This is a genomic window from Polynucleobacter sphagniphilus, assembly GCF_029892205.1.
Classification (GTDB): Bacteria; Pseudomonadota; Gammaproteobacteria; order Burkholderiales; family Burkholderiaceae; genus Polynucleobacter; species Polynucleobacter sphagniphilus.
Genome location: NZ_JARXVX010000003.1, coordinates 361,868 through 388,295 on the forward strand (window position 1 = coordinate 361,868; position 26,428 = coordinate 388,295).

Below are 26,428 nucleotides of genomic sequence, written 5' to 3' on the forward strand. Positions count from 1 at the left end.
GTCTTTTAGAGGCCTTCAAATTGCATGACACGACGATACCATTCATGGAAGTGTTGCATACCATCTTCCATTGGGCTTTGGTAAGGGCCAACCTCATTAATACCGCGAGCTAGTAAAGCTGCTCTCCCGGCATCCATACGTTCACCGATTTCATCATCCTCGATACACGTTTCCATGTAAGCCGCACGCTCAGCTTCTACATATTCACGCTCAAAGAGGGCAATTTCTTCAGGGTAGTAAAACTCAACAATATTGCGTGTTTTGTTTGGGCCCATCGGATGCAAGGTGGAAACGCACAGAACACCTGGGTACCACTCAACCATGACGTTGGGGTAATAGGTTAGCCAAATGGCGCCGTGGCGGGGCATCTTGCCACCGTGATGGCGCAGGACTGCTTCGTGCCAATTGCGATACGTCGCCGAACCTGGAGTGCTCAGGTTCTTGTGAATGCCAACGGTCTGTACACTATGCCAATCACCGAATTCCCAGTGGAGATCTTCGCAAGAAACAAATTTCCCCAAACCTGGATGGAATGGCACTACGTGATAGTCCTCAAGGTAAACCTCAATAAAGGTTTTCCAGTTGTAATTGCACTCATGAACTTCAATGTGATCGAGGATATAACCTTCAAATTTGAGGTCATCAGCGACACCTAGCTTGGCAAGATCAGCACGCACATCACGCGGACCTTCAAATAAAAGCCCTTGCCAGTTTTGCAATGGCGATTTACCTAAATTAAGGCAAGGCTTATCTTCAAAATGAGGTGCGCCTAATAATTTGCCCTCGAGATCATAGGTCCAGCGGTGCAGTGGGCAAACGATATTGTCAGTTTTACCTGAGCCATTGAGCATTAAAGCTTGGCGATGACGGCATACATTGGAGAGTAATTCGATGCCCTGCTCATGGCGAACGAGTAGACGCCCTTCATTTTCTGCAGTAATAGTTTGATAGGAGCCAATTTCAGGCACCATTAATTCATGGCCTACATAGCCAGGACCCTGCTTAAAAAGCAGTTCAATCTCACGTTGATAAAGTTCAACGTCAAAATAGGCCGAAACCGGCAGTTGTAAATTGGACGGCGCAAGCTTCTGCGCGGTAGCCAGATTAGTCATTCTCCCCACCCCCGAAAACGTCAGCCGAAGCTAAGCGGAATAACCAATCCAACCATCGACGTATCGATATTGGAAAGGAAGGGGGTGATTATACCCATCGATATGGGTTCTCGCTTTAATATGTAGGGCTATTTGTGCCATTTAAACGAAAGAAATCAGCATATGCCAGCCAAAAAATCGGAAAACCCAAAGGCCGGGCTTGAGGTGCAAATCGACCCTGATTTGCGTTATGAACAGGCGGTTAAGGAGCTTGAAAAGCTGATTTCAGATATGGAATCAGGCAAATTTTCTTTGGAAGAGACACTTTTAGCTTATCAGCGCGGTGCAGCCTTGCTCAAACATTGCCAAGGGGTTTTGGCACAGGTTGAGCAACAAGTACGCATTTTCGAAGCTTAAAAGTTTTAAAAAAGACTGTATGACTGGCAATTCTTCATTTCAGGAGTGGCTCAAGCAGCATTCAGAGCAGTTCGAATCCGCCTTAGGGGATATGCTGGATAGTGCCCAAACCATTCCAAATCGTCTGCATGAGGCCATGCGCTATGCGGCTCAGGGCGGGGGTAAGCGGGTGCGCCCCTTATTGGTTTATGCAGCTGGTCAATTAGGTGATGCCAAACCAGAGATGCTCGATTGTGCTGCCGTGGCCATTGAGTGTATTCATGCCTATTCCTTGGTTCACGATGATTTGCCGTGCATGGACAATGATGACCTACGCCGCGGTCGCCCTACAGTGCATAAGGCCTTCGACGAGGCCACTGCCCTCTTGGTTGGAGATGCCTTGCAAACCCGCGCTTTTGAGATTCTGGCACTGGCTGATGACTCTGCACAGCTTCGTTTGCAAATGATTGCTGCTTTAGCTGCTGCCTCGGGGTCGCGCGGTATGGCTGGTGGTCAGGCAATTGACCTTGACAGTGTGGGCAAGAAGCTTGATCTGGCCGACTTAAAACACATGCATGCCTTAAAAACAGGCGCACTTCTATCGTGTGCTGTGCAAATGGGTGGCATTGCTGCCCACCTCAATGTGAGTCAAATGGACTCTTTAAGGGGTTATTCTGAGGCCTTGGGTTTGACCTTTCAAATTGTGGATGATGTCTTGGATGCAACTGCAGACAGTCAAACCTTGGGTAAGACTGCGGGTAAGGATGCGGCAAACGATAAGCCTACTTACGTTACCTTGATGGGTTTAGACTATGCACAGAAACAAGCTCAAACACTACAAGCGCAAGCCATCGGCCATTTAGAGGGCTTTGGCAGTGAGGCTGACCCCTTAAGGGAGTTAGCCCTCTTGGTAGTCAATCGAGGCAAATAAGTAAAGATTACCGATTCAATGACTTTAGATTCAATTAATACTCCGGCCGAATTAAAAAAACTCACGCGTGAAGAGTTGCCAGCGCTAGCTGAAGAGTTACGTCAATTTATCCTCGATTCCGTTTCAAAAACCGGCGGACATCTTTCCTCCAATTTGGGTACGGTTGAATTGTCGATTGCCTTGCACTATGTTTTTGATACCCCCGATGATCGGATTGTTTGGGATGTGGGTCATCAAAGTTATCCCCACAAAATTTTGACCGGCCGTCGTGAAAAAATGGCCTCGTTGCGCCAGTTCAATGGCCTTTCTGGTTTCCCCCGCCGCTCTGAAAGTGAGTACGACGCTTTTGGTACAGGCCACTCCTCCACTAGCATCTCTGCGGCCATGGGAATGGCCCGCGCTTTTCAAACCAAAGGCGAAAAGCATGTAGCTGTTGCAGTGATTGGCGATAGTGCGATGACCGGTGGCATGGCATTTGAAGCGATGAATAATGCGGGCGTCTATGACGACTTGCCATTGGTGGTGATCTTAAATGACAACGATATGTCTATTTCGCCAGCAGTGGGGGCGCTCAATCGTCATCTGGCTAGACTGCTCAGTGGCAATATTTATTCCGCCACTAAAAAAGGTATTGATAGTGTTCTATCGATTGCACCACCATTGCGTGAGTTTGCAAAACGCTTAGAGGATCATGCTAAAGGTATGGTTTCTCCATCCACTATTTTTCAAGAATTTGGCTTTAATTATTTTGGGCCGATTGATGGTCATGATTTAGATGCCCTCATTCCGATGCTGCAGAACGTTCGTCGTTTGGCGATCGAAGGGCGTGGACCTCAGTTTTTGCATGTGGTTACCCGTAAGGGCCAAGGCTATGAATTAGCGGAAGCAGATCCGGTTTTGTATCATGGCCCGAGTAAGTTTGATCCCGAGGAGGGAGTGAAATCCAAGCCCTCAAGCAAAAAAACTTTTACCCAGGTATTTGGTGAATGGTTATGCGACATGGCGCAAGTAGACCCACTCTTGGTGGGTATTACTCCAGCAATGCGCGAAGGCTCTGGCCTGGTTGAATTTGAAAAAAGATTTCCTAAGCGTTATTACGACGTTGGCATTGCAGAGCAGCATGCAGTTACCTTCGCAGCAGGTATGGCATGCGAGGGAATGAAGCCGGTAGTGGCAATTTATTCCACTTTTTTGCAGCGTGCATATGATCAGCTGATTCATGATGTAGCGATTCAGGATTTACCAGTTTTGTTTGCCTTAGATCGTGCCGGTTTAGTTGGCGCAGATGGAGCGACACATGCCGGTGTATACGACATTGCTTTCTTGCGCTGTATTCCGAATATGTTGGTGATGACGCCTGCTGATGAAGCTGAGTGCCGTGATTTATTAACAACTGCATTTCATCAGCCACATCCGAGTGCAGTTCGTTACCCACGTGGTTCTGGTGTAGGCACGATGCCTTCGACAGAATTACGCACTATTCCACTTGGTAAAGGTGAGATCCGCAGAAAATCGAACGCACCACTTGGAAAGCGTGTGGCAATCATCGCTTTCGGAACTTTGCTTTACCCCGCATTAGAAGTGGCAGAGCAAATCGATGCCACTGTAGCCAATATGCGTTTCGTAAAACCACTTGACGTTGATCTTGTAAAGTCTTTGGCGAACGACCATGATTACCTGGTGACTCTGGAGGATGGTGCAATCGAAGGCGGCGCTGGAAGTGCTTGCTTAGAGGTGCTTGCCAAAGCGGGCATGACTAAGCCTCTGTTGCAATTGGGTATTCCTGATGAATTTGTTGAACACGGTGATTACAGCATTCTCATGGCGCAGTGTGGCTTAGATGCCATTGGCATTGCTAAATCCATCACAGAGCGATTTCCAGACCTTCTAAATGTAAAAACTGCGGTGCTGGGCAAATAAGTCTCATTTGCTGGAAAATAGATCTATGAACGATATCAATACGGCTTTTTTGCAAACTCATGCCATGCCTGACGTGCAGTCATCTCACGATGAGCGTGCCTTACCAATTGAGCAAGTAGGAATTCGTGGCTTACGCCATCCCTTAATGATTCGCACTAAAGCTGGTACTTTCCCAGCGGTAGGTAATTTTGAGATGGATGTCGCATTGCCTGCCAATGTCAAAGGCACGCACATGTCGCGTTTTGTTGCGCTCTTGCAAAAGCAAACAGAAGCTATTGATAGTGAGGTTGTAGTCAAGATGGTGCGTGAGATGTTGCCACTACTTAACGCAACTGAAGGCCGTATTCAATTCTCATATACACACTTTGTGAAAAAAGCCGCCCCCGTGTCAAGCGTTGAAAGCTTGATGGATTATGAGGTGACCTGGATTGCTAAGGGTAAGTTACTGGCGACAGGCAATGTAGATGTTGAGTTGAACTTACGCGCACTGGTACCGGTAATGAGTTTGTGTCCTTGTTCTAAAGAGATTTCTGAGTACGGTGCCCATAACCAACGCTCACACGTCACGATGTCGGTAGCGCTCGATTCGCAGACAAAAATGACTGTCGAAGATTTGGTGCAGGCCGCTGAAAGCCAGGCATCTAGTGAGCTCTGGGGCATGCTCAAGCGCTCTGATGAGAAGTGGGTTACTGAGCGCGCTTATGACAATCCGAAGTTTGTGGAAGACTTGGTGCGCGATGTGGCTGGCCAACTAAAAAAAGATGAGCGAATTCTATCCTTGGTGGTGGAGGCGGAAAACTTTGAATCCATCCACAACCACAGTGCATACGCAAAAATTAGTTTAAGCAAATAAGCAATTTAGCTTTTTGCTTAGGTCAGATTATTGCTGGCCAAATCCCAACGGGGTTTGATATCAAAAGCACCCGATTTACTCAGTCCCTTGCTGTCGGCAAGCATACGAAGTGCGCCTGCAAAAGCAATCATGACACCGTTGTCAGTGCATAGCTCTAAAGGTGGGTAGTGCACCTCGAAACCACCTTTTTTTGCTTTTTCATTCAAAGCGCTACGCAGTTGTTGATTGGCTCCTACGCCACCAGCTAGTACCAGGTGTTTACAGCCAGTTTGCTTGAGCGCTTTTTCAGACTTGCTCACCAGTACTGCCACCAGGGAATCAACAAAGCTTCTTGCAAGATCAGCATGAAATTGCGCCATTTGTTCGGGGCTTTTTAATTCACCTGCATCCCATTTTTTAACCTGATTTAACACTGCAGTCTTTAGTCCTGAGAACGAAAAATCTAAATCTTTGGAATGCAGCATCGGTTTTGGTAAATCAAAACGGCCTACCTGACCTTTTTCTGCCAGTTTGGAGATGGCAGCGCCACCTGGGTAGTCCAGGCCAAGTAATTTGGCGGTTTTATCAAAAGCTTCCCCGGCGGCGTCATCTAAGGTCTCCCCAAGGAGTTCGTAATGACCCACCTTGCTCACCAGCATCAGCTGGGTATGTCCACCGGATACCAGCAGGGCAATGAAGGGAAAAGACGGTGCAGAAGTGCCCAAAAGAGGTGAAAGGAGGTGTCCTTCGAGGTGATGAACTCCAATGGAGGGTAAATTGAGGCCTTGAGCGAGGGATTTGGCAAAGGCGCTGCCTACCAGAAGGGCGCCAGCAAGGCCAGGCCCTTGGGTAAAGGCCACGGCATCAATTTGCCCTAAGGTGAGCTTGGCTTGGGCTAAGGACTCGTCTAGGAGGGGTAAAACCCGCCTAATATGGTCTCTAGAGGCTAATTCTGGGACAACACCCCCATACTCTCGGTGCATGGCGATCTGGGAGTGCAAGCCTTGCCCTAGGATGCCTTTTGCGGCTAAATCGCCATTTTCCCAGGCAGCAGTGTCATATAGGGCCACGCCGGTCTCGTCACAAGAAGTTTCTATGCCTAAAACAATCATTTTTTACTTAGCCGTGCTAGAATCCGTGATTCAGATTAATTTTCGATAATTTTCGAGCATATACGAGTTAAACAAGTATGACTACAGTCCGCCTACGTGAGAACGAACCTTTTGAAGTGGCATTGCGCCGTTTCAAGCGCACCATTGAGAAAAATGGCCTTTTGACAGACTTGCGTGCCCGCGAGTTTTACGAGAAGCCAACGGCTGAGCGTAAGCGTAAAAAGGCTGCAGCTGCTAAGCGCCATTACAAGCGCATTCGCAGCCAAATGTTGCCTAAGAAGCTCTACTAATCAAATTTAAAGCGCTCTTCACCGAGCAGCTTTGAAGCCCGCTGACGGTGAAACGCAGCGGGTTTTTGCTTTCTAATCTACCGAATATTGACGATATCAGGGAATTCTTATGAGCCTTAAAGATCAAATTACTGAAGACATGAAAAGTGCCATGCGCGCCAAAGAAGTGGCCCGCTTGGGAACGATTCGTCTTTTATTGGCCGCGATTAAACAACGCGAAGTAGATGAGCGCATTGTGCTCGACGATGCCGCTGTGATTGCCACGATTGAAAAGATGATTAAGCAGCGCAAAGATTCTATTTCTCAGTTTGAAAAAGCACAGCGTGATGATCTGGTGGCAATTGAAGCTGCCGAGATGGAAGTATTGCAAGTCTATTTGCCGGCGCAATTATCAGATGCTGAAGTAGCGGCAGCCGTTACTGCCGCAGTTGCTGCAACGGGTGCAACTGGTCCGCAAGACATGGGTAAAGTAATTGGCGCCTTAAAAGCCCAGTTGGCTGGCAAAGCCGATATGGGTAAGGTATCTGGTTTGGTGAAGGCTGCACTTGCAAAATAAAGTCATCATCAATCCTTTTCGATAGCCGATACTGGCGTTTATGGCTCTCATCCCCCAATCTTTCATTGCCGATTTACTGAATCGGATCGACATCGTCGATGTGGTGGGGCAGCATGTCAAACTCAAAAAAGCGGGCGCGAACTATCAAGGTTTGTGCCCCTTTCATCAAGAAAAATCACCATCATTTTCGGTTTCGCCTACCAAACAGTTCTATCATTGCTTTGGTTGTGGCGCGCATGGCTCTGCTATCAGCTTCATGATGGAATATGCTGGCCTTGGCTATGTCGACACCATTGAAGAGTTAGCGCGCTCAGCCGGTCTAACTGTGCCGCGTGAAGAACGCACTGCAAATGATGTTGCTAGATTGCAGCAGACCATGGCCTTAAGTGAGGTAATGAGTTCTGCAGCCGATTGGTATCGACAACAATTAAAGCAAGCACCGCGGGCTGTAGAGTATCTAAAGGGTCGCGGCCTCACTGGCGAAATTGCCAAGCGTTATTCCCTAGGTTATGCGCCTGATGGTTGGCAGGGACTCGAAGCTGTCTTTGGCACCTATGCCAATGATGAGATTGCAAAGACCTTGCTCGAAGGCGGTTTGCTGATTCAGGGCGAGCAAACGGATAATCAACAGACTGCTCGTCGTTACGATCGTTTTCGTGATCGCATCATGTTCCCCATCCGTAATCCAAAGGGTCAAGTGATTGGTTTTGGTGGACGTATTCTGGATCAGGGCGAGCCGAAATATTTAAATTCACCTGAAACACCATTATTTTCTAAGGGCAATACGCTCTATGGCTTGTTTGAAGCAAGACAAGCGATTCGTGCGCAAGAGTATGTTTTGGTGTGCGAAGGCTATATGGACGTTGTGGCTCTGGCGCAACTGGGTTTCCCGAATGCAGTTGCTACTCTAGGTACGGCTTGCACTGCAAATCACGTTCGGATGTTATTGCGTCAAACCGATCGGATCGTATTTTCCTTTGATGGAGATGCGGCTGGGCAAAGGGCTGCACAGCGCGCGCTAGAGGCCTGCCTGCCATTAATGTCAGACGATAAAGAAATTCGCTTCTTATTTTTACCAACCGAGCACGATCCCGATAGTTATGTCCGTGCCTATGGTGCCCCTGCTTTTGAAAAAGTAATTAAAGAGGCAATGTCTTTATCCAGCTTCTTTTTTAAGATTGTGAGTCAAGAACATGAGCTCACTACACCAGAGGGTAGGGCGCATACCCACCATGCTGCCAAGCCATTACTTTTATCCATGCCTCCGATTGCATTGCGTACACAAATTCTGCGGGAGGTAGCGATTCGCACGAATTCCACTCCCGCTGAGTTGGAGTCATTTTGTGGGTTGACGGTGGCACCTGCTCCGGTACAGAGTAATGCGTATGTTAGTCATCCTCAACGCTCAAATACAAACCCCCATTTTGGCAATACCAATCGCACACCAGGTGCGCCATGGCAAAGTGCTAAAGGTGCTGCTAAGCGGGTTCAGCCAATAGCGCCACCTCAAGCACCAACCGATTTGGCTGAGCAACTATTGCGAGTCTTAATTCAGTTTCCACATCTAGGTAAAAGCTTGGATGCTAATAAACGTACGCTCGCATTAAAAGCTTCGAAGTTACGCTCAGAAAAGGCATTTGCCTTGATGCAAGATTTATTGGCGCAATGTGATTTAGTTGAGCTAATCCCGGGTGAGGCTGGTAAGCCACCCAGTGTTGGCGCCGGATCTTTTGCTTTATTTCAGGAGCAGCTATCACGTAGTGAATTTGCCCCCTTGTATGAAGTACTGCGTAAGCGGGTGATGGGGTCGGATTTGGACCTTGAGGGTGCTATGGCTGATTTAGAGGGCAGCTTTAAAAAGCTGGAATTGACCGATCTCAAGCAGGAAATGACCGACATCACCCAAAAGATTTCTGGGGGGACTGCTACTGACCAAGATCGGGCGCGCTATCGTGAGTTAGGCGAAAGACTGAAATTTAACTAAGTATTTTCTGATTACCCTCTAGAAAAATACTTAAATTGCCCCTTATTTAAGGTAAGGGCGGGGGTAAAAAAGTCGTAATCGACTATAATCCTCTATTCCCAGAAAAAAACCGATTTAATTCAGCCACTTGCGCTTTATTTTGATTAAATTTGGGGCAAGTGGATGATGTGACTGCCTGTAATGAGTCGACACCGATAACAGTAACGAAAATAAGCGCTTATAAATGCCAACTACCAAGACTAAAAAACCTGCAGCCAAGCCAGCAGCAAAAGCAAAGGCACCTGCAAAACCAGCGTCAAAAGCAAGCGCCAAAGCAAAAGCACCCGCCAAGCCAGCGCCAAAAGCGAAGACACTAGCTAAGCCAGCACCTAAAGCAAAAGCACCTGTAAAGCCGGTCAAGCCTGCAGCTAAACCTGCGGCTAAGGCACCAGCCAAGCCAGTGAAGGCGGTTGCTAAGCCAGCACCTAAAGCAAAAGCACCTGCCAAGCCAGCCCCAAAAGCAAAAACTCCTGTAAAGCCGGTCAAGCCAGCAGCTAAACCTGCGGCTAAGGCACCAGTCAAGCCAGCAGCTAAAGCGCCTGCCAAGACGGTAGCGAAGCCAGCAGTTGTTACTAAAGTAGCCAAGCCCGCAGTCAAAGTTGAGGTGCCTACAAAAGGCAAAGCAGTTAAGGTGGAAGAGCCTAAGGTAGAGAAAGAAGTTAAAGGCAAAAAAACGCCGGTAACAGAAGAGCAGGTTGAAGTTGTTGAAGAAGTTAAAAAAGCACGCAAAACAAAAGCGGATGCTCCAGCCGAAGGTGCCGAGCCTGTCCTAACGGATCGTCAAAAGGCGCGTGAGCGTAAGGCCAAGGAAAAAGCCTTGTTAAAAGAATTTGCGGCACAGCAGTTGGGCTCTGAAGAGCAACAAGAGCTGCGTCGTACCCGCTTGAAGACTTTGATCAAGATGGGTAAATCCAAGGGTTACTTAACCCATGGCGAAATGAATGACGTGATGTCCGACGAGTTATCTGATGCGGATGCCTTGGATACATTGATCAGCCTCTTAAGCGATATCAACATTACCGTTTATGAGCAGGCGCCTGATGCTGAAACACTGTTGCTCAACGAAAATGCATCAGCAGCCACTACAGAAGAAGAAGCCGAAGAAGAGGCCGAAGCTGCCTTATCAACAGTGGATTCAGAGTTTGGACGTACAACTGATCCGGTTCGTATGTATATGCGCGAAATGGGTACAGTTGACTTGCTGACTCGCGAAGGCGAGATCGTTATTGCTAAGAAGATTGAGGCAGGCCTCAAAGACATGGTGATGGCTTTGGCTGCATGTCCGGTCACTATTGCTGAAATGCTGGCTAACGTTGACAAAATTGCCAGCGGTGAAATGGAAATTGACCAGTTTGTTGATGGATTGGTTGATCCCAACGCAGAAGATATCAAGTTAGGACCTGAAGAGCCTGAAGAAGATCCAGATGCTGAAGAGGGCGAAGATGTTGGTGACGATGAAGGGGGCGGCGGTGGCGGCGGTGCTGCTACTGCAAATGCAAAGCAGCTTGAAGAGTTGAAGCAGATCTCTTTAGAGAAATTTGCCATTGTTCGTGCTCAAGCAGAAAAGATGCGTCGTGCGTTTGAAAAGGAGGGCTATAACTGCCCAGCTTGGATTAAAGCGCAAGAACTCATTCGTGCTGAATTGCTTGGTTTCCGTCTGACTGCTAAGAGTGTTGAGAAGCTTTGCGACACCATGCGCTCGCAAGTAGATCAAGTATGGAAGTTGGAGCGCGGCATTGTGAGCCTCTTGGTCGATAAAGTGGGCGTCAATCGTGGTGAGGTCTTGAAAGACTTCCCTAAGATGTCAATGGATTTAATTTGGACAGACAAGTTACTGAAAGAGAACAAGCCATACAGCGCACTCTTGGAGCGCAATGTTCCGGCTATTCAAGAGTTGCAACAGAAGTTGATCGATATTCAGAAGAATGTAGTGATTCCACTTCCGGAATTAAAAGAAGTAAACAAGCAAATGATTGCTGGCGAGAAGCGTGCACGTGAAGCAAAACGTGAAATGACGGTTGCCAACTTGCGTTTGGTTATTTCGATTGCTAAGAAATACACTAACCGTGGCTTGCAATTCTTGGATCTGATTCAAGAGGGCAATATTGGTTTGATGAAGGCGGTAGATAAGTTTGAGTACCGTCGTGGTTACAAGTTCTCTACCTATGCAACTTGGTGGATTCGTCAGGCAATTACGCGCTCGATCGCTGACCAAGCCCGTACGATCCGTATTCCAGTGCATATGATTGAGACCATCAATAAGATGAATCGTATTAGCCGTCAAATCTTGCAAGAAACTGGTCATGAACCAGATGCGGCAACCTTGGCTCTCAAGATGGAAATTCCTGAAGACAAGATCCGCAAGATTATGAAGATTGCTAAAGAGCCAATTTCGATGGAAACACCGATTGGTGACGATGCCGATTCGAATTTGGGCGACTTTATTGAAGATAACAATACATTAGCTCCAGCTGAAGCTGCATTGCATGATTCTATGCGCGATGTAGTGAAGGATGTTTTGGATTCATTAACACCACGTGAAGCAAAAGTATTGCGTATGCGTTTTGGTGTTGAGATGAGCACAGACCACACCCTCGAAGAAGTGGGTAAGCAGTTTGATGTGACACGTGAACGTATTCGCCAAATTGAAGCAAAGGCCTTGCGTAAAATGCGTCATCCAAGCCGCAGCGACAAACTCAAGACCTTCCTGGAAGAGGATTGAGTCAAAGACTAACGGGCCTATAGCTCAGTTGGTTAGAGCAGAGGCCTCATAAGAAAGAAGCCCTAGGGGTCTTGTAGCAAAGACCTCAATAGATTCAAGAGGTTAGTGGTGGTTAAGACATATAAAATTCACTACACACCGACTACACACCGGGGCATTTTTCATGGTGTGTAGTAAATGCGGTTTTAGTGTGGTTTTTGAAGTAAAAAACACCAGCAGTAAGGTGTGTAGTAAAAACAGTTTTAGGGCCCATAGCTCAGTTGGTTAGAGCAGAGGACTCATAGCGAAAGTTGTGCCTTATGCGTGGAAACTGCATAAGGGATGGTGTCAAATTCGGAGAAAGCTAAATGTAGCCAAAAGCTGCACAAGCTAACGCCGAGCCAAGCTTCAGTATGAAAGTGCTGTTGAAGGTGTAGAGACTAGACGGCACCCATCTAAGTCGAGCAATCGATATGATGAAGGCATAGTCCAGGGAGTTAGGAAACTAACACAAACCGGAATCCTTTGGTCCCAGGTTCAAGTCCTGGTGGGCCCACCAGAAAAGCAAACCCTCATCAGCGATGGTGGGGGTTTTGTCTTTTTAAGTATGCTATGCGTATGAGTAATTCAAAGCCTCTCACTAAGCATGAGCGTATAAGACGCGTAACTATACTGTGTTGCCACGCCATGAGAAATATTGCATTTTATCGAGCCGGCTGGAGAGGGAAGCAAATCAGAGTAAAAGAGCAATATGACGTAGCAGCCAACAGTAATTTTTTGGATGTAGCTATATTGGATTGGTGCAAACTCTTTGCCGATAAAGATGGAAAACACCATTGGAAAAAAGTAGTTGAGGATAGGGCAGGATTTGAGGTGGGTTTATATAGCCACTTAAAAATTAGTAAAAAAGAATTTAAGGTATATGTTCGTGATGTACTGAAATATAGAAATAAATTCTTAGCTCACTTAGATGATGAGAGGGTTATGTATCCTCCAAAGCTTAGACTTGCAAGAAATGCAGCTTTGTATCTTTATGATTATTTACGCTGTGATCCAGTTGCATCTGGAAGTATTGTGAATGTTGAATTAACTGGAAAACGATTTTATGCCGCCCTTTATGCGCATGCATTATTTGTTGGTGTAAAAAAATGACTAAAGCGAAAATGACTGTAGGAGATTATGTTAATGATTCTTATGCCCTACATGCCTGGATTTTAGATAATCTCAATGAATTAGATATTTCAAAGGATAAGCGGTCGTTATTATCAGTTTGCGCATTTGATACCGTTATTGAACACTTCTTGGGAGCAATTACTTTAATAAAAAGCAAGATATATGGATCTGCTTTTAGTTTAGTGCGACCTATTTTCGAAACCTTCGTTAGAGGTGTTTGGTTAAAGAATTGTGCCGAAGACGCTGAGTTGGTTAATTTCCAAAAAGATAGGGTAAAGAAAGAATTTGGGGAAATATTGAAGCTGGTTGAAGGTCTTGAGGCATTCAAAAGCGGATCGCTATCTTCTTTAAAAAAGCAGGCATGGTCAGCAATGAGCAGCTATACCCACGGTGGATTTCAACAAATCTCAAGAAGGGTTAAATCCGGAAATTTGTATCCAGATTTTGAGGATGAGGAAATTATTGAAGTATTAAAAATTTCTCAGATGTTTGCTCTGTTGGCTTTTATTCAAGTGGCGATTGAGGTTAAGCGAGATGACTTGGTGCAAGTTGCTATAGGTAAACTATATTCAATGGGCCTATTTAAAAAGAAGAATTGAATCCCAAGCGTTACTTAAAGTAACGCTCATTCCTTCACATCTCTCCATTAACCGCCACACTTTGCCACAAGTTCTTTTGGCTAAATTGCCCCAAGTAATTCATCCAATTAGGTTGCTCTAGCCTGACTCTATAAGCTATTAACAAACTCGATTTGAATTGATTGTTTATCCGAAAAGTAGGTCAAAACGCCTATCGTACGTATATGAGTTATCGATATTGATAGCTCCATATATACGGGAGAGGCAAATGAATCAAAGTAATCTAGCTGTTAATCAAGTGATCTCTTTTGACACTTTAAAAACGTCAGCATATGCCAGTGCCAAGATTAACCTTGGTGATGAATTAAACATGGACGACTTGGGTGCGTTGTTCGCTGTAAATGACTATTTCCAGCAAAGATTGGGGCATTCAGTGTTTTCTAGCATTGAAATGGCAGCTATTGGCGATGCACTAGAAGAGCACGGGATTATGTATTTGGAGGCGCAATGAGTGCTTGCATAGATCAGACGTTACTTCAAGTAACGCCGCGATTACCAAGAGAACACCATGAGATTCCAAGAATTGCCATTAATCAGTCAGTCTGCTTTGGGCGTATTGACCAGGTAATTTTCCCAATACCGGTTGTCCTAAGCCGCCATCAGAAACTAAAGTACATATATGTCAATTAAAAGAAAAGATACCCATCAACTGATACACCGTAATTTAACTCTCTATCAGCGTGAGCGTAGTGCCGTATGGCAATGTCGCTATAAGGTGGACAACAAGTGGATACGCTCTACTACAAAAGAAACTAACTACGACTTAGCAGTTAATAAAGCTAAAGAGCTATTGGTAGAAGCAGAAATACGTAAGCGCTCCGGCATCCCAGTAGTAACCAAACGCTTTAAAGATATCGCTATGCTGGCTATCGATCGCATGGAGCGAGACTTAAAGGGTGGTTTGGGCAAGTCAATCTACAAAGACTACATCCGCATTATTAATGAACATTTCATTCCCAGTCTTGGGCAACGACTCATTACCAATATTGACTATGATGCCTTGCAGCAGTACTACGATGACCGTGAAGCTAGATATGGCTTGGCAATATCCAATAGCAACCGTAAGACTCAAAATGCTGCGTTTAATAGAGTTTTTGACGAAGCCATTGTTCGTGGCTACTTGACTGAAAGTAATCGTCCTAAGTTAGATGGCAAGACTAAAGAAAGTGTTCGTCGCCCAGCGTTTGAATTGCATGAGCTTAGAGCCTTGCTAAAGCAACTGAGTCCTTACATTGACTCTAGTAGAACTCGGGATGTACGTGAACGTCGTGAGATCTTGAGAGACTATGTAGAGATGCTGGTCGATACAGGAGCAAGGCCAGGCATTGAGCTATTAGATATGAAGTGGAAGCAAATCCGTTTCATGGTGAACCCCATTAGTACGGTCACAGATCAATTGGATGAAGATGGAGAAGTTATTGAAGTGCATAGCCTAAACCGTAGTTGCGAGATGACGGTTAAAGGTAAAACTGGGCAAAGGCAAATCATTGGACGCTTACCAAGCGTCAGAGTTTTGGAGCGCATTGCGCTTAGAAACTATGGAGTAGCTAGTTCTATTAAGGATCCATTAGTTGAACTGATTAAACCTACCAATGATGACTACATCTTTAGAACAAAAGAGGGTAGAGACTTAAGTGATGTTCTTAACCATATGTTTGATGGCTTCTTGGCTGACCATGGCTTGCTCATAGATCCCAAGACCAATCAAAAGCGAGTGTTCTATAGCTTGCGTCATACCTATGCCACGTTAGCACTTACTCACGATATGGTGCCTATACATACACTAGCTAAGCAGATGGGTACGAGTGTCTTAATGATTGAGCGGCACTACAGCCATTTACAGGTAATACAGGCTATTGAGCAATTGCGTGGGACTACGACTAGAAAGCTTATTGAGGCAGATAGTAAAGCTGCTGATAACTATCCCAGTAAGAAGCGGGCAGAACGGGAGTTACGGGTAGCTTAGGTTGGGACAAGCGTTACTTTAAGTAACGCTTAGAATAGCAATATGAGCGCGAATGACCTTGAATACGTCGGTAAAATGAATCCCCAAAAACAAACCTCATTGGCAGAAGACTCTAAAAGTGAGCTGGAAGAGATTCATGCCGATCAAGCGCACTGGGCAAAGTACGGGACTAATCGCTCTACTAAGTCAGCCAAGAGTAAGCGTGAAATCATGGAGGAGTTAAGTCGTGAACGATTCCCTTGGGAAGAGTAAGCCTACGCTAGAGTCTCTCCTAAATGATCAGCAAGTGATTACAGGCAAGAAACTAATTGAGCGCGATAGATTAGCCAAGCAAGAGGCCGATAGACAGAAAGCTATCTTAGAAGAGGCAATTGAGTTTGAGCAGAGAAATCGTAGAGTTAGATCTTAAGCTTCCAAAGCTTTCCGTTAATAGAGAACAATATCCGCTTAAGTATTTAGCCGCTAGTTCTTAGGATGAATAAACCACCATCTTAGCGCTATCTTGTATCTGCACTGCAATCGAGCCTTCTTTCTTCTTTCTTATTACCGCAGCTAGCGCATCATTAAATGAGCCATAGGTTCCAATACCAATCCAAGCGGAGTAGGGGTTATTGGGTTTATGTAATGCTCTAAAGGTTTTTGACATTGAATGACTTTCTAATTGATTGAGGATGGTTTGAGCAGCCTGTATCTTTTGCCTGGCTCGCTCGGCTTTAACTGCTGCTTGTTCTCGCTTGGCCTGATCTTTCAGAGCTTTGATTCGCGCCTGTGCTGGGCTTAATGGTTTAGTTGGGCTAGATTTAAATTCATAAAATCGCATACTGATATTTAGCTACTAGCTTTTGGTTATCAATACTCAGTGGGCAGCATTAAGATCCAACGCTCACTGTCCCAGCAGCTGACAGTTCTGCGGGAGAATAAGTTAGTAAAAACCCGCAGAGAAGGTAGACAAATTTATTACACACTCTCAAGTGAGATCGCTGCTGCAGTCATGGAGTTGCTGGCAAAGCACTTTTGTAAAGTTTGAATTTTTATTTGATCATTAGGGCAGATATAAACTGAGTTAATTGATTGGCAGGTAGTGCGCCGCTTACTCGTTTAAGTTTAATTTCACCTCTAAAGCCTACCAAGGTCGGTATCGAGCGAATATTGAATTGCTGCCCTGCAATAGGGTTTGCTTCAGTACCTACTTTAACGTGAATGACTTAATTTAGGTGTTGCCGAGCGCTTGCCTTAAGAGTAGGGTCAAATATCCGGCATGGACCATACCATGGTGTCCAAAAATCAACAATGATCGGTTTTTTAGAGTGAATCAATAACTCATTTAAAGAATTGACATTCACCCCTATGGGTTTGGTCTGAAAATCCCAGGACAGGTCAATGAAATCAAGCTAATTAATTAAGTCCAAGTAATTTTATTAACACAAAGCTGATTACAAATAGAGTCACGAGCGATAAGACCACTACGGCTGTAACCCTATATCCTGCGCGTGCTACAGATCGAACATCAACACCTAGACCCAAAGCTGCCATTGACATTACGGTTAGAAGATTACTAAAAATATGAGCGGGCTCTATGAAAAATTGTGGAATAAGGTTAAAAGAGCGCATTGTTATTAATGATAAAAATCCAACGATAAACCAGGGCGCCATATGCGAAAGGGTGAGACGCTTCCCACTATTTCTACTATTTAGCATCGAAAGTGTTAAAACCACTGGGCCTAACATCAGTACACGTACCAATTTGACCAGTGTGCCGATATGGGCGCTTATTAAAGAGACAGAAGTGGTGGCTGCTAATACTTGTGGTACTGCATATACAGTAAGGCCAGCAAATACGCCATATTGCAATACGGTCAAATTTAATAGAGGAATCATGATTGGCAGAATTAAAACAACCGCGATCCCCAGGACGGCAGTAAAGGCGATGGAAGAGGCTACATCATTTCCATCTGCATCAATGATGGGTGCAACTGCTGCAATCGCTGAATTGCCACAAATGGAGTTACCGCAAGCAATTAGAATTGCCATTTTTTTGGGGAGCCTAGCAAGTCTGCCAATGCTGTAGCTTGCAATAATCGCAATTACAACTACTAGCGCAATACCTCCAATAAGACTGGCACCTTGCGCCATGATTGCAGAAGCGCTAACTGATGCACCAAGTAAAACGACTGCTATTTCAAGTAATGTCTTAGCTCCAAAATGGATTCCTGTATCGAAACGAGAATTGGGGCGGTAAAAGGTACGCACTGCACTGCCTAGCAATATTGCCATGACCAGCGTTTCTAGCCACGCGCGCTCGAATAGATAAATTTCAAGGTATTCCAAATAATAAGAGGAGAGGGTAATCAGCCCGCAAAGTGAAAGCCCTGGTGTTAATTGATTTATCGCTTTTCTCATTTTGCTCTCGGTTTTGCATTGATGAGCAAGTATCTCCGTAATTAATCATTAAATATATCTATAAATAATTGATGTAATGTTTATTAAAAACGAATAATATAAGTAGTATTTAAATTGACATACATAAATGAAGGAAAAATATGACGCTTGAACAATTGCGCATATTTGTAGAGGTAGCAGAGCGTGGGCATCTAACACAGGCAGCAAATATTCTTGCGCTCACACCTTCTGCGGTGAGTGCGGCAATTCGCGTACTGGAGGATCGATATGGAACCCAGTTATTTGATCGAGTGGGAAGGGGTATAGAGCTCAATCCAAATGGTCGAATATTTTTGATTGAAGCTCGGGCGGTGCTCGCTCAAGCCTGGGCTGCTGAATTAACGCTTTTAGAGCTTGGCGGTGAAATACGTGGAAGCCTAAGCGTTCAGGCAAGTCAAACTATCGCTAGTTACTGGTTGCCGCCCCTCTTAATTAAATTTAAGCAGAAATACCCCTCTATTGATATTCACCTTGGGATTGGTAATACAGAGCAAGTAGCAAGGTCGGTTTTAAATGGTTTGGTAGATATTGGATTCGTTGAGGGAGGTATTGAAGACTCGAGTCTAGATATTAGAAAGATTGCTCAAGATAACATTGTCGCGGTAGTTGCATCCAATCATCCATGGGCAAAAAAAAGACGTATCAATCCCAAAGATCTTCTGAGTGGTCGATGGGTATTGCGCGAATCTGGCTCCGGAACTAGAGCGGCTTTTTTCGCTATGCTCAATGAAAATAACATTGATTCAAAAGCATTGGATATTGAGATCACGCTCCCATCTAATGAGGCGGTTAGGTCGGCAGTATTGGCTGGACCCTACGCTAGCGTATTGTCAGAAATGGTTGTAATGTCTTATCTGAGTGCGGGATTGCTAAGTAAAGTCAATATTGCATTACCCCAACGTGCTTTTTTCTTGCTCAGACATAAAGAGCGTTTTAAAACTAAAGCGTCTGTTGCGCTTGAGCAAGTTATTGCGAGTAGTTAACTTATGGGCCTATCCTTGTGTAACCCACTATTTCCGGTATGAATTATTTTAAAGATGTTTCACTTATTTCATTTATTGCGTTTAGTAGTGAACTGACCTGATTTTTAGTACCACTCCAGAAGAGAGGATTTTTGATAATCTTCACCTTAAAGGAGTGGGTGGATTCAACTACGAAGTGCAACTTTGAACAACTAGTTAAGGAGGCTAAGGATGTTTTAGTATCCAAAGCTTCTAGACCTGCAAGTCAAAGTAGCCATGACCTATCAACACCTTAGCCAAACTGAACGATATCAGATTTATATCCTCATGAAAGACGGAAAAACCCAAACTCAAATAGCCCAACTGATGGATCGGCATAAGTCGACCATTAGCCGAGAGCTTGCTCGCAATACGGGGCTCAAAGGTTACCGTCCCAAGCAAGCCTGCCTGTTGGCAGAAGAACGCTCATTAGGCTGCCGTAATGCCGCCCAAATAACAGCCGATCAATGGAATCAGACAGTCGATTGCCTCTTAGCTCAGTGGAGCCCCGTCCAAATTGCCAATCAGGTTGGCATTAGTCATGAGACCATCTACCGCCATGTCTACGCCGATAAAGCCGCTGGCGGCAATCTTTACCAGCAGCTGCGTTGCCAAAAAAAGCGCAAGAAACGCTATGCCAGCGGCCGTGATCGCAGAGGCCAAATAGTAGGTAGGCGGCCGATCAGTGAGCGCCCAGCGCACATTGAGACAAGATCCCAAGTCGGCCACTGGGAAGGCGATACTGTAATTGGAGCGGCCCACAAGCAAGCTGTTGTGACCTTGGTTGAGCGCAAGAGTGGCTATGCCGTTTTGGCTAAGGTCAAGAACAAGACGTCGGATTTAGTCAGTAGCGCCATCATCACTAAATTAAACGCCGTGACCCCACTCGTTAAAACCCTGACTTTTGACAACGGCAAGGAATTTGCCGAGCACGCCAGGATTGATACAGCTCTTCAATCAACGACGTACTTTGCGGATCCGTTTGCTAGTTGGCAACGTGGATCAAATGAAAACTTCAATGGTCTATTGCGGCAATACACCCCCAAAAAGAGACCGCTATCTACTGTGACCGATAAGGAGCTTAGAATGATCCAAGATCGTTTAAACAACCGACCTAGAAAACGATTAGGATTTAAAACCCCCAATGAAGTATTTATGCAGTCCTTAAACCGTGTTGCACTTCGTGTTTGAATCTACGAAAAACTAGAGTTTGATTAAAGCCGCTTAATAGCGGCTTTTTTACTTGCTTATAGGTGGTATTAAATTTATGGGCTAAAGGTTTTAGGACTCATGCCCCCAAAGCCTTCCGTAGGTATGGATCGATATCCCCTTGAGTCAGTAGCCACTGCTTGTAGTCGCTGGGAACATCCGTCAGCATCATGCCTTTATGTTTACCAAAGGGCATCGTTGTTGGAGTTCTAGCTTTCTCAGATTCAGTATATAAACCTCCAATAGTTTTGATGTCTAGCTCTTGGCATATGTGATCTAGGATCACAGCACAAATACCCACATCTGCAATTGCTGAATGGGCATTACGTAATTGCTCACGTGCTGTAGCTCGTTCTAGGTAATACATCAGTGCGCTTTGGTTATGACTATCCAAATTAGGCCAAAGCTTGCGAGCTAGGGCTAGAGTGCAGATGCGTTTGATTTCAGGTTTACCAATTACTTCCCAGTCAAAGTCCACGTTGTGCCCAATGATGTAGTCCACGTGTCCGGGTAAGGTAAAGCTAGCCGCTGGCGGGCAATCAACCAATTCCTCATCCATGATGTGATGGGTAGCAAGTGCACCAAATGCAATCGGTTTGCCAGGGTTATACCGCTGTACAAATGGGTTGGTAACAGTAAAGGGCTCAATGGATTCGAGCTCAACCCAAGCAGCTTCTATTAATACGGGTTCTTTAATGCCTGTAGCTTCGGTATCGAAAATAATGGTTTTGGACATGGAATTTTTTAAAAATATTTCTGTATTTGTATTTACTTTTATAACCATTCAAGATAGAAATAAGCCATACATGCAAAGTTAAATGGGTTTATATGTCAAATTTAAAAGTAATAGATTTAATTGTAGATGCATATTCGATAATATTTTTTCAGATGTCACTAAATTCAATAAAGGCTGATAGTAGTGGTTATAGCTATTCAGAGCCATATGAAGAGGAGGGCCTATGGATGCTTAAAGATCAAGTGAAGTTTTATGAACAAATATTTGATCACTATACATCTATAAAGTTTGTTGAGAAAAATATTTCAGGTGAAGTAGTAATTATTCTTCCGGTCGATTTTTCTAAAGCAGATGAGTTCGATGTTCTTAAAGTTGTAAATAGAATGAATAGATCTGCTGGGCCATTTTCTACGTCATATAACAATAAAACAGATAAAGTTGAGATTTATTCGTATCTCTCGTATGTAGGCTCTCCGGCAATATTTGGAAAAGAGTCAGGGGTAAGTTACGAATACGAGGTGCAAGCATTTGCGAATATTCTTGCAGGAGCTCTAGGACAAGCTAGCTACTGGATTGATAAGTTAGCCCTTCTAGAGGATCCTAATAATTCAGCTTTAGATGTATTTAGACTCGTTAAGTAGAGTTAATATTGACTAACTGTAGTTGCCCAGATTTAATTTTCTGCCTAGCTCGCTCTGCTTTTATAGCCTCTTGGTCTCGCTTTACACGATCCTTCATTGATTTAAGTCTCGCTTGCTCAGGGCTTAATGGCCTTTGAGGTGCTATTTCATCAAATCTCATAGTTAACCAATCTGTAGCGGTTGATGTGGCACGTTATTGGCGCCAAAGATAGCTTGAAACAGCTTATATGCCTGGGCCGGATTTTGGGCGTAGAGAATAGTTTCTACCCACATTCCCGCAGCATTGACTGTTGCCTTATATCGCTTCATAAAGTATTTAGCTTTTCTTATCAACTTCCAATAAATCAAGCGTTACTTTAAGTAACGGTTATATTCCTAACTATCTGTTTCTATTGAAGTTCAATTTCAACGCCCCGCTAGCTGCCTCAATAGCTGTATCCAGGCTGCCAGCCTCCGTTTCAGACTTAAGAAGCTCTAATGTCTTTATTAAATCGTTCATATTTTTTACCGAAATAAAGGTTTTGCCTGGCACAAGCTCTAAGCGTTTGCTGCCATAAAAAACAGATAGACATAAGGTGCCATCTGCAGCCATAAACCACCAGAGTCTAATGCGTTTAGGGCGTTCAATGCTCTTGTAGTTACCCTCTAAGTCTTTAACGGTAACCCTGCGTTTCACGACAAAGTGGGTATGTTCAAGTTGGCTTTTGGCTAGTTGGATCTGCTCCCAAAGCTTATTAATTAATTTATTACGTCTTTGCTGTACTGCTGGCATGGATCTTGGTCTTGCAGCGTCTACAAATCGCAGGGTATTTAATGCATTTGGTGCGCCCATAGTGTTCTCCTGTCTAAAGTGGGTTACACATGCAATTTATGGCTGATCAAGGATTTAGGGCGACCTCTATTTGGTTATTCACCTAAAGCAGAGCATTTTGGACAGAAAAAATATGGTATTTCTTATCAAGAGATAAATATTTTTGTGAGTCGCTCGGTTGCAACTAGAGTAGGTTGCAAAGAAGAAAAAGAAGTTACTGCGTAGTTGAGTTAGTAACTACGTAACTCCAGTAGCAAATGGCAAACTCTGACCAGTAAACCAAAGCAACTAGAAAAGAAACTTCCCTCTCTTGAGGGAAGTAACTAACTCGTAGTAACGGATCTTTTGAGATCTCTTCTTCTTGCAACTAACTCAAACTGCGCGACTTGCAACACTACTCATCAAAAAGGAGATAAAAATGAGAGAAATTGCAGTCAGATTGTTTATTAATGAAAAGTATATGGATTCTTATGGCAAAGGTGTTTTCAATCGCGCTACCTATAACGGCTCTATTGAGTTGCATAACCCCAATCAAAAGTATTTAGTTGATTTCTATGACTATGCGCATTGGGAATTTAGGGCTAAATCAGACGCTCAAATCAAAGTGCTCAAATACCTGGAGCAAACCGATTTACCAAAAGCGCCCAATTTGCTCATGTCCTGGATCTTGCATTACGATCCGCTAGCTAAAACTAAAACGCAGGTGCCAGGCTTTTGCGCTTACTTGCAGGATAGCAAGGAATTGCACTTGCATATTGATGACTCTGAGCATTCTGTAGGAGAAGAGTGGGATCTGCAGGTTAGGCAATGTAAAAACGCTGGAGCTAAATTACCAGTATTGTTAGCTACAAATGTGGCGCTAGATACTTGGCAGTGAAAATAATCTAAGTTAGGATGAAGCTCATAACTAATTTGGTGTTTATATGCAGAATGAAGAAAAGCTAAAGGTAATGTCTCATTTTCAAAAATATCTTGTATCAAGAGATATTTCAGAAATAGAGCAATATTCCTTAGAAGATCTTAGGCATACTGATGCTTCATTTGGTAATTTGGATCTAAATGCTGGATTCCGAATAGCCATGAGAAACCGAATCAAAGATTTGGGGGAAACTCAAGAGCGGAATAGACAAAGCGGAAATCAGAGACTTCTATATTTTGCGTACTTTATTAGTGGGGTAGTGGCAACCGTCCTAGCCCAGTGGATTATTAAGCAACTTGGATTGGCTTAATCAAGCAATAAAACCCCTCAAAAAGCCCTTTAAAACAGGGCTTTTTTGCATTCATAAGCTTGGGTAGCTGAGATTGCGTAAATGCAATACAGCGTGGATTTGAGGTGTTTTAATCGGCGTGTCAAAAACTCACAGTATTTGCATGCAAATACCCCAAATTCTTAGTCAATTTGTTGTCTAGATCTCACACAAAACAGCTAAATATTAAGCGTAGTGTGCACATAAGAAAAAAATGCTTTTCTTTTATGAATGACGCAAGTTGTTGATTCTTGGAAGATCTTGGAAACCTATGGTTTTACTGGAAAACCTAGTGCAAACATGACAAACCAAAAGAACTCAAAAGCGCCTCATGGCAAATAGAGGTCGACCTTTCCCACAAAAGAAAACACACTACACACATGCTTTTTATTAACTGCAAAGGAAAAACAAATGGCACAAGCTAAAACATTGACATCCCAAGAGCTAGATAAAGTATTGGCATACGTAAGTACTAAGAAGTACCCTGAGCGGGATAGGGCGCTGATATTGACTAGCTGTTATTCCGGGCTTCGCGTTGCCGAAATAGCCAGTTTAAAAATGCGGGACGTTGTGAATGAAGATGGCACGATTCGCAATGAAGTACGTTTAAGCGCAGCGCAGACTAAGGGTGGGCAACCTAGAACGGTATTTTTACCTAAGAAATTACAAGATGAACTGGCAATCTATTTGGCTACTCGTTATGCACGTTTCCCGGAGATACCATTTTTTCATACAGCCAATAGATTGGGATTCTCGGCAAACTCCTTATGTCAGTGGTTCTTTTGGGCTTACCGCAACGCTGGTATCGCCGGGGCTTCTAGTCATAGCGGGCGCAGAACCTTCATTACTACGCTGGCAAACAAAGGCATCTCAGTAAGGGTGTTAGCTGGATTAGCGGGACATAAATCAATTGCTGTTACTCAGAAATATATCGACGTCAATCCAGATCTTATGAGAAATGCAGTGGAATTAATTTAAGGGTTACTTAAGGGAGAGCTTGTACATTCCTTTGTAGTCCTTGGCCTTAAGCAACTTAACAATGCCAGGTTTAATTGCGTCTGCTATCTTTAAATGTCCAGATTTGTAGTCTTTTGCCTTAACTACATTTACTTTAGCGCCAAGATCTTCCAACATATTTAACTTCACCCGCTCATGTGTCGAAGGCTTCTCAACCTCGACATGATGATAGGTCAAACCACCGATATATTTAGGATATTTGCGTTGCATCCAAAACTTCTCTGTCATGAGCCACCATAAAATGGATTCGGAATAGTCCATCCCAAGCCCAACCATATGAATATGGTCACGCAAAAACAGATCCACCCAAGAATAAGGATCACCACTCTTTTCAAACTCAAAATCTGGGATTGGTCGATATAGCGGTGAATAAAGACCTTTTACTTTTGAGTATGAAATAGTGCTAAACAAGTAATTTGAGATATGGTTTTGATATCGGGCATATTGCCTAAGCCCCAAAGTGATGCTAGTTGACGTTGGAGAACTGCCATTAATATTCCAATACGTCTTGTTTCTCATTTTTCTTCCCCTAAATATCGAGAAAGTGTTTTCGGTGATATTGGGAAACAATGGTGTTGATATAGCAAAATCAAGATGGTCTGGACTAAATCCGCAACCATACATCGCAAAAGGGGCACAGAAATTGGTCGTTAAGATGTTTTTACTAAGGCAAGAAAGTGCGTGATTTAGATCAAGTTCTCCATTGGTGAAAGTTTTCCCCATTGCAATATATTGCAAATCATTTCTTGATAAGTTTTGATTTTTGAGAAGCAGTTCGTCAAAGACTAAGGTCAGTGGCTTTTGATCAATATCACGAACCTTATGTTGTGCAGCGGCAGCCATCTGTTCTAAACAAGATTTCCATGAGATTTGTCTCTCATCTGGATTGTCTTTGATAATGCGATTTACACCATTGCCAATCAGTACCGTACTTTGAATAGTCATTTCTTATCCTTAACTGTAATAACACTTATTCAATTGATGGGAACTTCAGTCTTGCCGCGTTGTAAACCAATCTTTCTGCTTGCTCTTTATATCTACTGGCAGCCATTTGGCGTCTTTGCTTCTCTTGCTCTGCGCTATTAGATTCTTGAACTTTCCTACCAAGGTGGATTTCAGCTAGTTTTGCTCTTTGAGCCAGTTGATACAGTTGAATGCCGGGGTTGCGATGCAGGATTTCTGCAACATCCACTAAGATTGGGACGGTTTTGTGTTGTAGCTTAGTAGTTTCGAGTTGCACTAAAGCGGTACTTTGAGCTCTCACATCCAAGTTTTTGCCATCATGATGCTGATCTAAGAGCTTATTGATTTGCTCAAGAATGGTTACTCGACGCAGATGTAAAGGGATATCGAGGATTAAGAAATCCTTTGCCTCAACTTCCAACTTGCTTAATGCCTCTTCTTGCTCGATTGCGCGAACCTTAGGGTATTGACGCCTCTCACTAAAAATACGTTTGCCGACTTTGATCCACCATTGTGCCCATGAGACGTTTACATCCCCGAATAGTGCATAGGTATCGGCTAAAGGGTGGTTTTTACCGCCTTTTGCACAGCAATCAAGATATTCGTTGCTTGCATTTAAACATCGCCACCATTCGTAATATGCGTATTTCAGCGATCGTGACCGCCTGTTTCAGATTCAGCGTGACCGTCAAGGCTCTAGTATTTGAAGGCTCAGTTATTGTAGTTTAGCGGTCA

The 26,428-nt window shown here is 44.2% G+C and carries 29 protein-coding genes and 1 pseudogene; 19 read left to right on the top strand and 11 right to left on the bottom strand.

Annotated features, from left to right (window positions below; all coding sequences use genetic code 11):
• Window positions 1–5 precede the first annotated feature (5 nt).
• A complete protein-coding gene (locus M2125_RS08630) occupies window positions 6–1,112 on the bottom strand; it encodes an aromatic ring-hydroxylating oxygenase subunit alpha (RefSeq protein ID WP_076023809.1) in 1,107 nt (368 codons plus the stop codon).
• A 162-nt stretch (window positions 1,113–1,274) separates the two neighbouring features.
• Between M2125_RS08630 and xseB the strand changes: the two genes are divergently transcribed.
• Genes xseB through folE2 form a run of 4 tightly spaced genes read left to right on the top strand, consistent with a single transcriptional unit; the run spans window position 1,275 to window position 5,191 of the window.
• Entirely contained in the window at window positions 1,275–1,508 is a 234-nt protein-coding gene (gene xseB / locus M2125_RS08635) for an exodeoxyribonuclease VII small subunit (protein ID WP_076023810.1), read from the top strand.
• 19 nt (window positions 1,509–1,527) lie between these two features.
• Window positions 1,528–2,418, top strand: a complete 891-nt coding sequence (locus M2125_RS08640) for a polyprenyl synthetase family protein (RefSeq protein WP_277542187.1) — start codon at window positions 1,528–1,530, stop codon at window positions 2,416–2,418.
• A gap of 18 nt (window positions 2,419–2,436) precedes the next feature.
• Entirely contained in the window at window positions 2,437–4,338 is a 1,902-nt protein-coding gene (gene dxs, locus M2125_RS08645; protein ID WP_076023812.1) for a 1-deoxy-D-xylulose-5-phosphate synthase, read from the top strand.
• 25 nt (window positions 4,339–4,363) lie between these two features.
• Window positions 4,364–5,191, top strand: coding sequence for a GTP cyclohydrolase FolE2 (gene folE2 / locus M2125_RS08650; protein ID WP_280742834.1), 828 nt, complete (start codon window positions 4,364–4,366; stop codon window positions 5,189–5,191).
• Window positions 5,192–5,208: 17 nt separating this feature from the next.
• On the opposite strand, the gene tsaD is transcribed toward folE2, so the two are convergent.
• The gene (gene tsaD, locus M2125_RS08655; RefSeq protein WP_076023814.1) at window positions 5,209–6,282 is read right to left on the bottom strand and encodes a tRNA (adenosine(37)-N6)-threonylcarbamoyltransferase complex transferase subunit TsaD; all 1,074 of its coding nucleotides are present in this window, start codon (window positions 6,280–6,282) and stop codon (window positions 5,209–5,211) included.
• A 77-nt stretch (window positions 6,283–6,359) separates the two neighbouring features.
• On the opposite strand from tsaD, the gene rpsU reads away from it, so the two are divergent.
• From rpsU to dnaG, 3 genes are all read left to right on the top strand, one after another.
• Window positions 6,360–6,572, top strand: coding sequence for a 30S ribosomal protein S21 (gene rpsU, locus M2125_RS08660; protein ID WP_011903537.1), 213 nt, complete (start codon window positions 6,360–6,362; stop codon window positions 6,570–6,572).
• A gap of 109 nt (window positions 6,573–6,681) precedes the next feature.
• Window positions 6,682–7,128 carry a GatB/YqeY domain-containing protein gene (locus M2125_RS08665; protein ID WP_076023815.1) on the top strand — a complete coding sequence of 149 codons (447 nt, stop codon included), beginning with the start codon at window positions 6,682–6,684 and terminating at the stop codon, window positions 7,126–7,128.
• Between the two features lie 40 nt (window positions 7,129–7,168).
• Window positions 7,169–9,112, top strand: a complete 1,944-nt coding sequence (gene dnaG, locus M2125_RS08670; RefSeq protein WP_076023816.1) for a DNA primase — start codon at window positions 7,169–7,171, stop codon at window positions 9,110–9,112.
• A 114-nt stretch (window positions 9,113–9,226) separates the two neighbouring features.
• Here the strand turns inward: dnaG and M2125_RS08675 are convergent, their stop codons facing one another.
• Complete coding sequence (locus M2125_RS08675) at window positions 9,227–9,736, bottom strand: hypothetical protein (RefSeq protein ID WP_280742835.1); 510 nt, start codon at window positions 9,734–9,736, stop codon at window positions 9,227–9,229.
• 19 nt (window positions 9,737–9,755) lie between these two features.
• Here M2125_RS08675 and rpoD point away from each other — a divergent pair, with 19 nt between their 5' ends.
• From rpoD to M2125_RS08705, 6 genes are all read left to right on the top strand, one after another.
• Window positions 9,756–11,873, top strand: a complete 2,118-nt coding sequence (rpoD, locus tag M2125_RS08680) for an RNA polymerase sigma factor RpoD (protein ID WP_280741854.1) — start codon at window positions 9,756–9,758, stop codon at window positions 11,871–11,873.
• A gap of 666 nt (window positions 11,874–12,539) precedes the next feature.
• Entirely contained in the window at window positions 12,540–13,004 is a 465-nt protein-coding gene (locus M2125_RS08685; protein ID WP_062310547.1) for a hypothetical protein, read from the top strand.
• A complete protein-coding gene (locus tag M2125_RS08690; protein ID WP_062310551.1) occupies window positions 13,001–13,624 on the top strand; it encodes a DUF6988 family protein in 624 nt (207 codons plus the stop codon). The genes M2125_RS08685 and M2125_RS08690 overlap by 4 nt, the downstream gene beginning before the upstream one ends.
• A gap of 247 nt (window positions 13,625–13,871) precedes the next feature.
• Window positions 13,872–14,114, top strand: a complete 243-nt coding sequence (locus tag M2125_RS08695) for a hypothetical protein (RefSeq protein WP_277542218.1) — start codon at window positions 13,872–13,874, stop codon at window positions 14,112–14,114.
• 168 nt (window positions 14,115–14,282) lie between these two features.
• Window positions 14,283–15,629 carry a tyrosine-type recombinase/integrase gene (locus M2125_RS08700; protein WP_280742837.1) on the top strand — a complete coding sequence of 449 codons (1,347 nt, stop codon included), beginning with the start codon at window positions 14,283–14,285 and terminating at the stop codon, window positions 15,627–15,629.
• Between the two features lie 42 nt (window positions 15,630–15,671).
• Complete coding sequence (locus M2125_RS08705) at window positions 15,672–15,881, top strand: hypothetical protein (RefSeq protein ID WP_215346273.1); 210 nt, start codon at window positions 15,672–15,674, stop codon at window positions 15,879–15,881.
• 217 nt (window positions 15,882–16,098) lie between these two features.
• Here M2125_RS08705 and M2125_RS08710 read toward each other — a convergent pair whose 3' ends face one another.
• The 3 genes and pseudogenes from M2125_RS08710 to M2125_RS08715 all read right to left on the bottom strand — a co-directional run bounded on the left by M2125_RS08710 (window position 16,099) and on the right by M2125_RS08715 (window position 18,029).
• Complete coding sequence (locus M2125_RS08710) at window positions 16,099–16,449, bottom strand: hypothetical protein (protein WP_277542225.1); 351 nt, start codon at window positions 16,447–16,449, stop codon at window positions 16,099–16,101.
• 211 nt (window positions 16,450–16,660) lie between these two features.
• A pseudogene (locus tag M2125_RS10955) lies at window positions 16,661–16,972 on the bottom strand (thioredoxin family protein).
• 52 nt (window positions 16,973–17,024) lie between these two features.
• Window positions 17,025–18,029, bottom strand: a complete 1,005-nt coding sequence (locus M2125_RS08715) for a YeiH family protein (RefSeq protein ID WP_076024316.1) — start codon at window positions 18,027–18,029, stop codon at window positions 17,025–17,027.
• A gap of 140 nt (window positions 18,030–18,169) precedes the next feature.
• Between M2125_RS08715 and M2125_RS08720 the strand changes: the two genes are divergently transcribed.
• Window positions 18,170–19,051, top strand: coding sequence for a LysR family transcriptional regulator (locus M2125_RS08720; protein WP_076024315.1), 882 nt, complete (start codon window positions 18,170–18,172; stop codon window positions 19,049–19,051).
• Window positions 19,052–19,306: 255 nt separating this feature from the next.
• Window positions 19,307–20,260 carry an IS30 family transposase gene (locus M2125_RS08725; protein WP_280742838.1) on the top strand — a complete coding sequence of 318 codons (954 nt, stop codon included), beginning with the start codon at window positions 19,307–19,309 and terminating at the stop codon, window positions 20,258–20,260.
• Between the two features lie 97 nt (window positions 20,261–20,357).
• Here M2125_RS08725 and M2125_RS08730 read toward each other — a convergent pair whose 3' ends face one another.
• Entirely contained in the window at window positions 20,358–21,014 is a 657-nt protein-coding gene (locus M2125_RS08730; RefSeq protein ID WP_280742839.1) for a putative quorum-sensing-regulated virulence factor, read from the bottom strand.
• Window positions 21,015–21,106: 92 nt separating this feature from the next.
• On the opposite strand from M2125_RS08730, the gene M2125_RS08735 reads away from it, so the two are divergent.
• The gene (locus tag M2125_RS08735) at window positions 21,107–21,655 is read left to right on the top strand and encodes a hypothetical protein (protein WP_280742840.1); all 549 of its coding nucleotides are present in this window, start codon (window positions 21,107–21,109) and stop codon (window positions 21,653–21,655) included.
• Between the two features lie 162 nt (window positions 21,656–21,817).
• Here M2125_RS08735 and M2125_RS08740 read toward each other — a convergent pair whose 3' ends face one another.
• Both M2125_RS08740 and M2125_RS08745 read right to left on the bottom strand, forming a co-directional pair.
• Window positions 21,818–21,964 carry a hypothetical protein gene (locus M2125_RS08740; RefSeq protein WP_215306726.1) on the bottom strand — a complete coding sequence of 49 codons (147 nt, stop codon included), beginning with the start codon at window positions 21,962–21,964 and terminating at the stop codon, window positions 21,818–21,820.
• Window positions 21,965–22,034: 70 nt separating this feature from the next.
• Entirely contained in the window at window positions 22,035–22,487 is a 453-nt protein-coding gene (locus tag M2125_RS08745; protein ID WP_280742841.1) for a DUF6641 family protein, read from the bottom strand.
• A gap of 397 nt (window positions 22,488–22,884) precedes the next feature.
• On the opposite strand from M2125_RS08745, the gene M2125_RS08750 reads away from it, so the two are divergent.
• From M2125_RS08750 to M2125_RS08760, 3 genes are all read left to right on the top strand, one after another.
• Window positions 22,885–23,343 (top strand): hypothetical protein, encoded by a 459-nt coding sequence (locus M2125_RS08750; RefSeq protein ID WP_262500658.1) that lies wholly within the window; start codon window positions 22,885–22,887, stop codon window positions 23,341–23,343.
• 73 nt (window positions 23,344–23,416) lie between these two features.
• A complete protein-coding gene (locus M2125_RS08755; protein WP_280742842.1) occupies window positions 23,417–23,695 on the top strand; it encodes a hypothetical protein in 279 nt (92 codons plus the stop codon).
• A 429-nt stretch (window positions 23,696–24,124) separates the two neighbouring features.
• The gene (locus tag M2125_RS08760) at window positions 24,125–24,691 is read left to right on the top strand and encodes a tyrosine-type recombinase/integrase (protein WP_280742843.1); all 567 of its coding nucleotides are present in this window, start codon (window positions 24,125–24,127) and stop codon (window positions 24,689–24,691) included.
• 3 nt (window positions 24,692–24,694) lie between these two features.
• Here the strand turns inward: M2125_RS08760 and M2125_RS08765 are convergent, their stop codons facing one another.
• Both M2125_RS08765 and M2125_RS08770 read right to left on the bottom strand, forming a co-directional pair.
• A complete protein-coding gene (locus M2125_RS08765) occupies window positions 24,695–25,675 on the bottom strand; it encodes a hypothetical protein (protein ID WP_280742844.1) in 981 nt (326 codons plus the stop codon).
• A gap of 25 nt (window positions 25,676–25,700) precedes the next feature.
• Window positions 25,701–26,114: a hypothetical protein gene (locus M2125_RS08770; protein WP_280742845.1), complete on the bottom strand. Its 414-nt coding sequence runs from the start codon at window positions 26,112–26,114 to the stop codon at window positions 25,701–25,703.
• Window positions 26,115–26,428: the final 314 nt, after the last annotated feature.

Coding starts and splice junctions, on each gene's coding strand:
- M2125_RS08695 (WP_277542218.1), top strand. CDS start 13,872: ATGAATCAAAGTAATCTAGCTGTTAATCAAGTGATCTCTTTTGACACT.
- M2125_RS08720 (WP_076024315.1), top strand. CDS start 18,170: ATGACGCTTGAACAATTGCGCATATTTGTAGAGGTAGCAGAGCGTGGG.
- xseB (WP_076023810.1), top strand. CDS start 1,275: ATGCCAGCCAAAAAATCGGAAAACCCAAAGGCCGGGCTTGAGGTGCAA.
- M2125_RS08750 (WP_262500658.1), top strand. CDS start 22,885: ATGAGAGAAATTGCAGTCAGATTGTTTATTAATGAAAAGTATATGGAT.
- M2125_RS08685 (WP_062310547.1), top strand. CDS start 12,540: ATGAGAAATATTGCATTTTATCGAGCCGGCTGGAGAGGGAAGCAAATC.
- M2125_RS08710 (WP_277542225.1), bottom strand. CDS start 16,449: ATGCGATTTTATGAATTTAAATCTAGCCCAACTAAACCATTAAGCCCA.
- M2125_RS08700 (WP_280742837.1), top strand. CDS start 14,283: ATGTCAATTAAAAGAAAAGATACCCATCAACTGATACACCGTAATTTA.
- M2125_RS08690 (WP_062310551.1), top strand. CDS start 13,001: ATGACTAAAGCGAAAATGACTGTAGGAGATTATGTTAATGATTCTTAT.
- tsaD (WP_076023814.1), bottom strand. CDS start 6,282: ATGATTGTTTTAGGCATAGAAACTTCTTGTGACGAGACCGGCGTGGCC.
- M2125_RS08755 (WP_280742842.1), top strand. CDS start 23,417: ATGTCTCATTTTCAAAAATATCTTGTATCAAGAGATATTTCAGAAATA.
- folE2 (WP_280742834.1), top strand. CDS start 4,364: ATGAACGATATCAATACGGCTTTTTTGCAAACTCATGCCATGCCTGAC.
- rpsU (WP_011903537.1), top strand. CDS start 6,360: ATGACTACAGTCCGCCTACGTGAGAACGAACCTTTTGAAGTGGCATTG.
- M2125_RS08740 (WP_215306726.1), bottom strand. CDS start 21,964: ATGAAGCGATATAAGGCAACAGTCAATGCTGCGGGAATGTGGGTAGAA.
- M2125_RS08665 (WP_076023815.1), top strand. CDS start 6,682: ATGAGCCTTAAAGATCAAATTACTGAAGACATGAAAAGTGCCATGCGC.
- M2125_RS08730 (WP_280742839.1), bottom strand. CDS start 21,014: ATGTCCAAAACCATTATTTTCGATACCGAAGCTACAGGCATTAAAGAA.
- dnaG (WP_076023816.1), top strand. CDS start 7,169: ATGGCTCTCATCCCCCAATCTTTCATTGCCGATTTACTGAATCGGATC.
- M2125_RS08630 (WP_076023809.1), bottom strand. CDS start 1,112: ATGACTAATCTGGCTACCGCGCAGAAGCTTGCGCCGTCCAATTTACAA.
- M2125_RS08765 (WP_280742844.1), bottom strand. CDS start 25,675: ATGACTATTCAAAGTACGGTACTGATTGGCAATGGTGTAAATCGCATT.
- M2125_RS08715 (WP_076024316.1), bottom strand. CDS start 18,029: ATGAGAAAAGCGATAAATCAATTAACACCAGGGCTTTCACTTTGCGGG.
- M2125_RS08745 (WP_280742841.1), bottom strand. CDS start 22,487: ATGGGCGCACCAAATGCATTAAATACCCTGCGATTTGTAGACGCTGCA.
- dxs (WP_076023812.1), top strand. CDS start 2,437: ATGACTTTAGATTCAATTAATACTCCGGCCGAATTAAAAAAACTCACG.
- M2125_RS08725 (WP_280742838.1), top strand. CDS start 19,307: ATGACCTATCAACACCTTAGCCAAACTGAACGATATCAGATTTATATC.
- M2125_RS08760 (WP_280742843.1), top strand. CDS start 24,125: ATGGCACAAGCTAAAACATTGACATCCCAAGAGCTAGATAAAGTATTG.
- M2125_RS08735 (WP_280742840.1), top strand. CDS start 21,107: ATGTCAAATTTAAAAGTAATAGATTTAATTGTAGATGCATATTCGATA.
- M2125_RS08705 (WP_215346273.1), top strand. CDS start 15,672: ATGAGCGCGAATGACCTTGAATACGTCGGTAAAATGAATCCCCAAAAA.
- M2125_RS08640 (WP_277542187.1), top strand. CDS start 1,528: ATGACTGGCAATTCTTCATTTCAGGAGTGGCTCAAGCAGCATTCAGAG.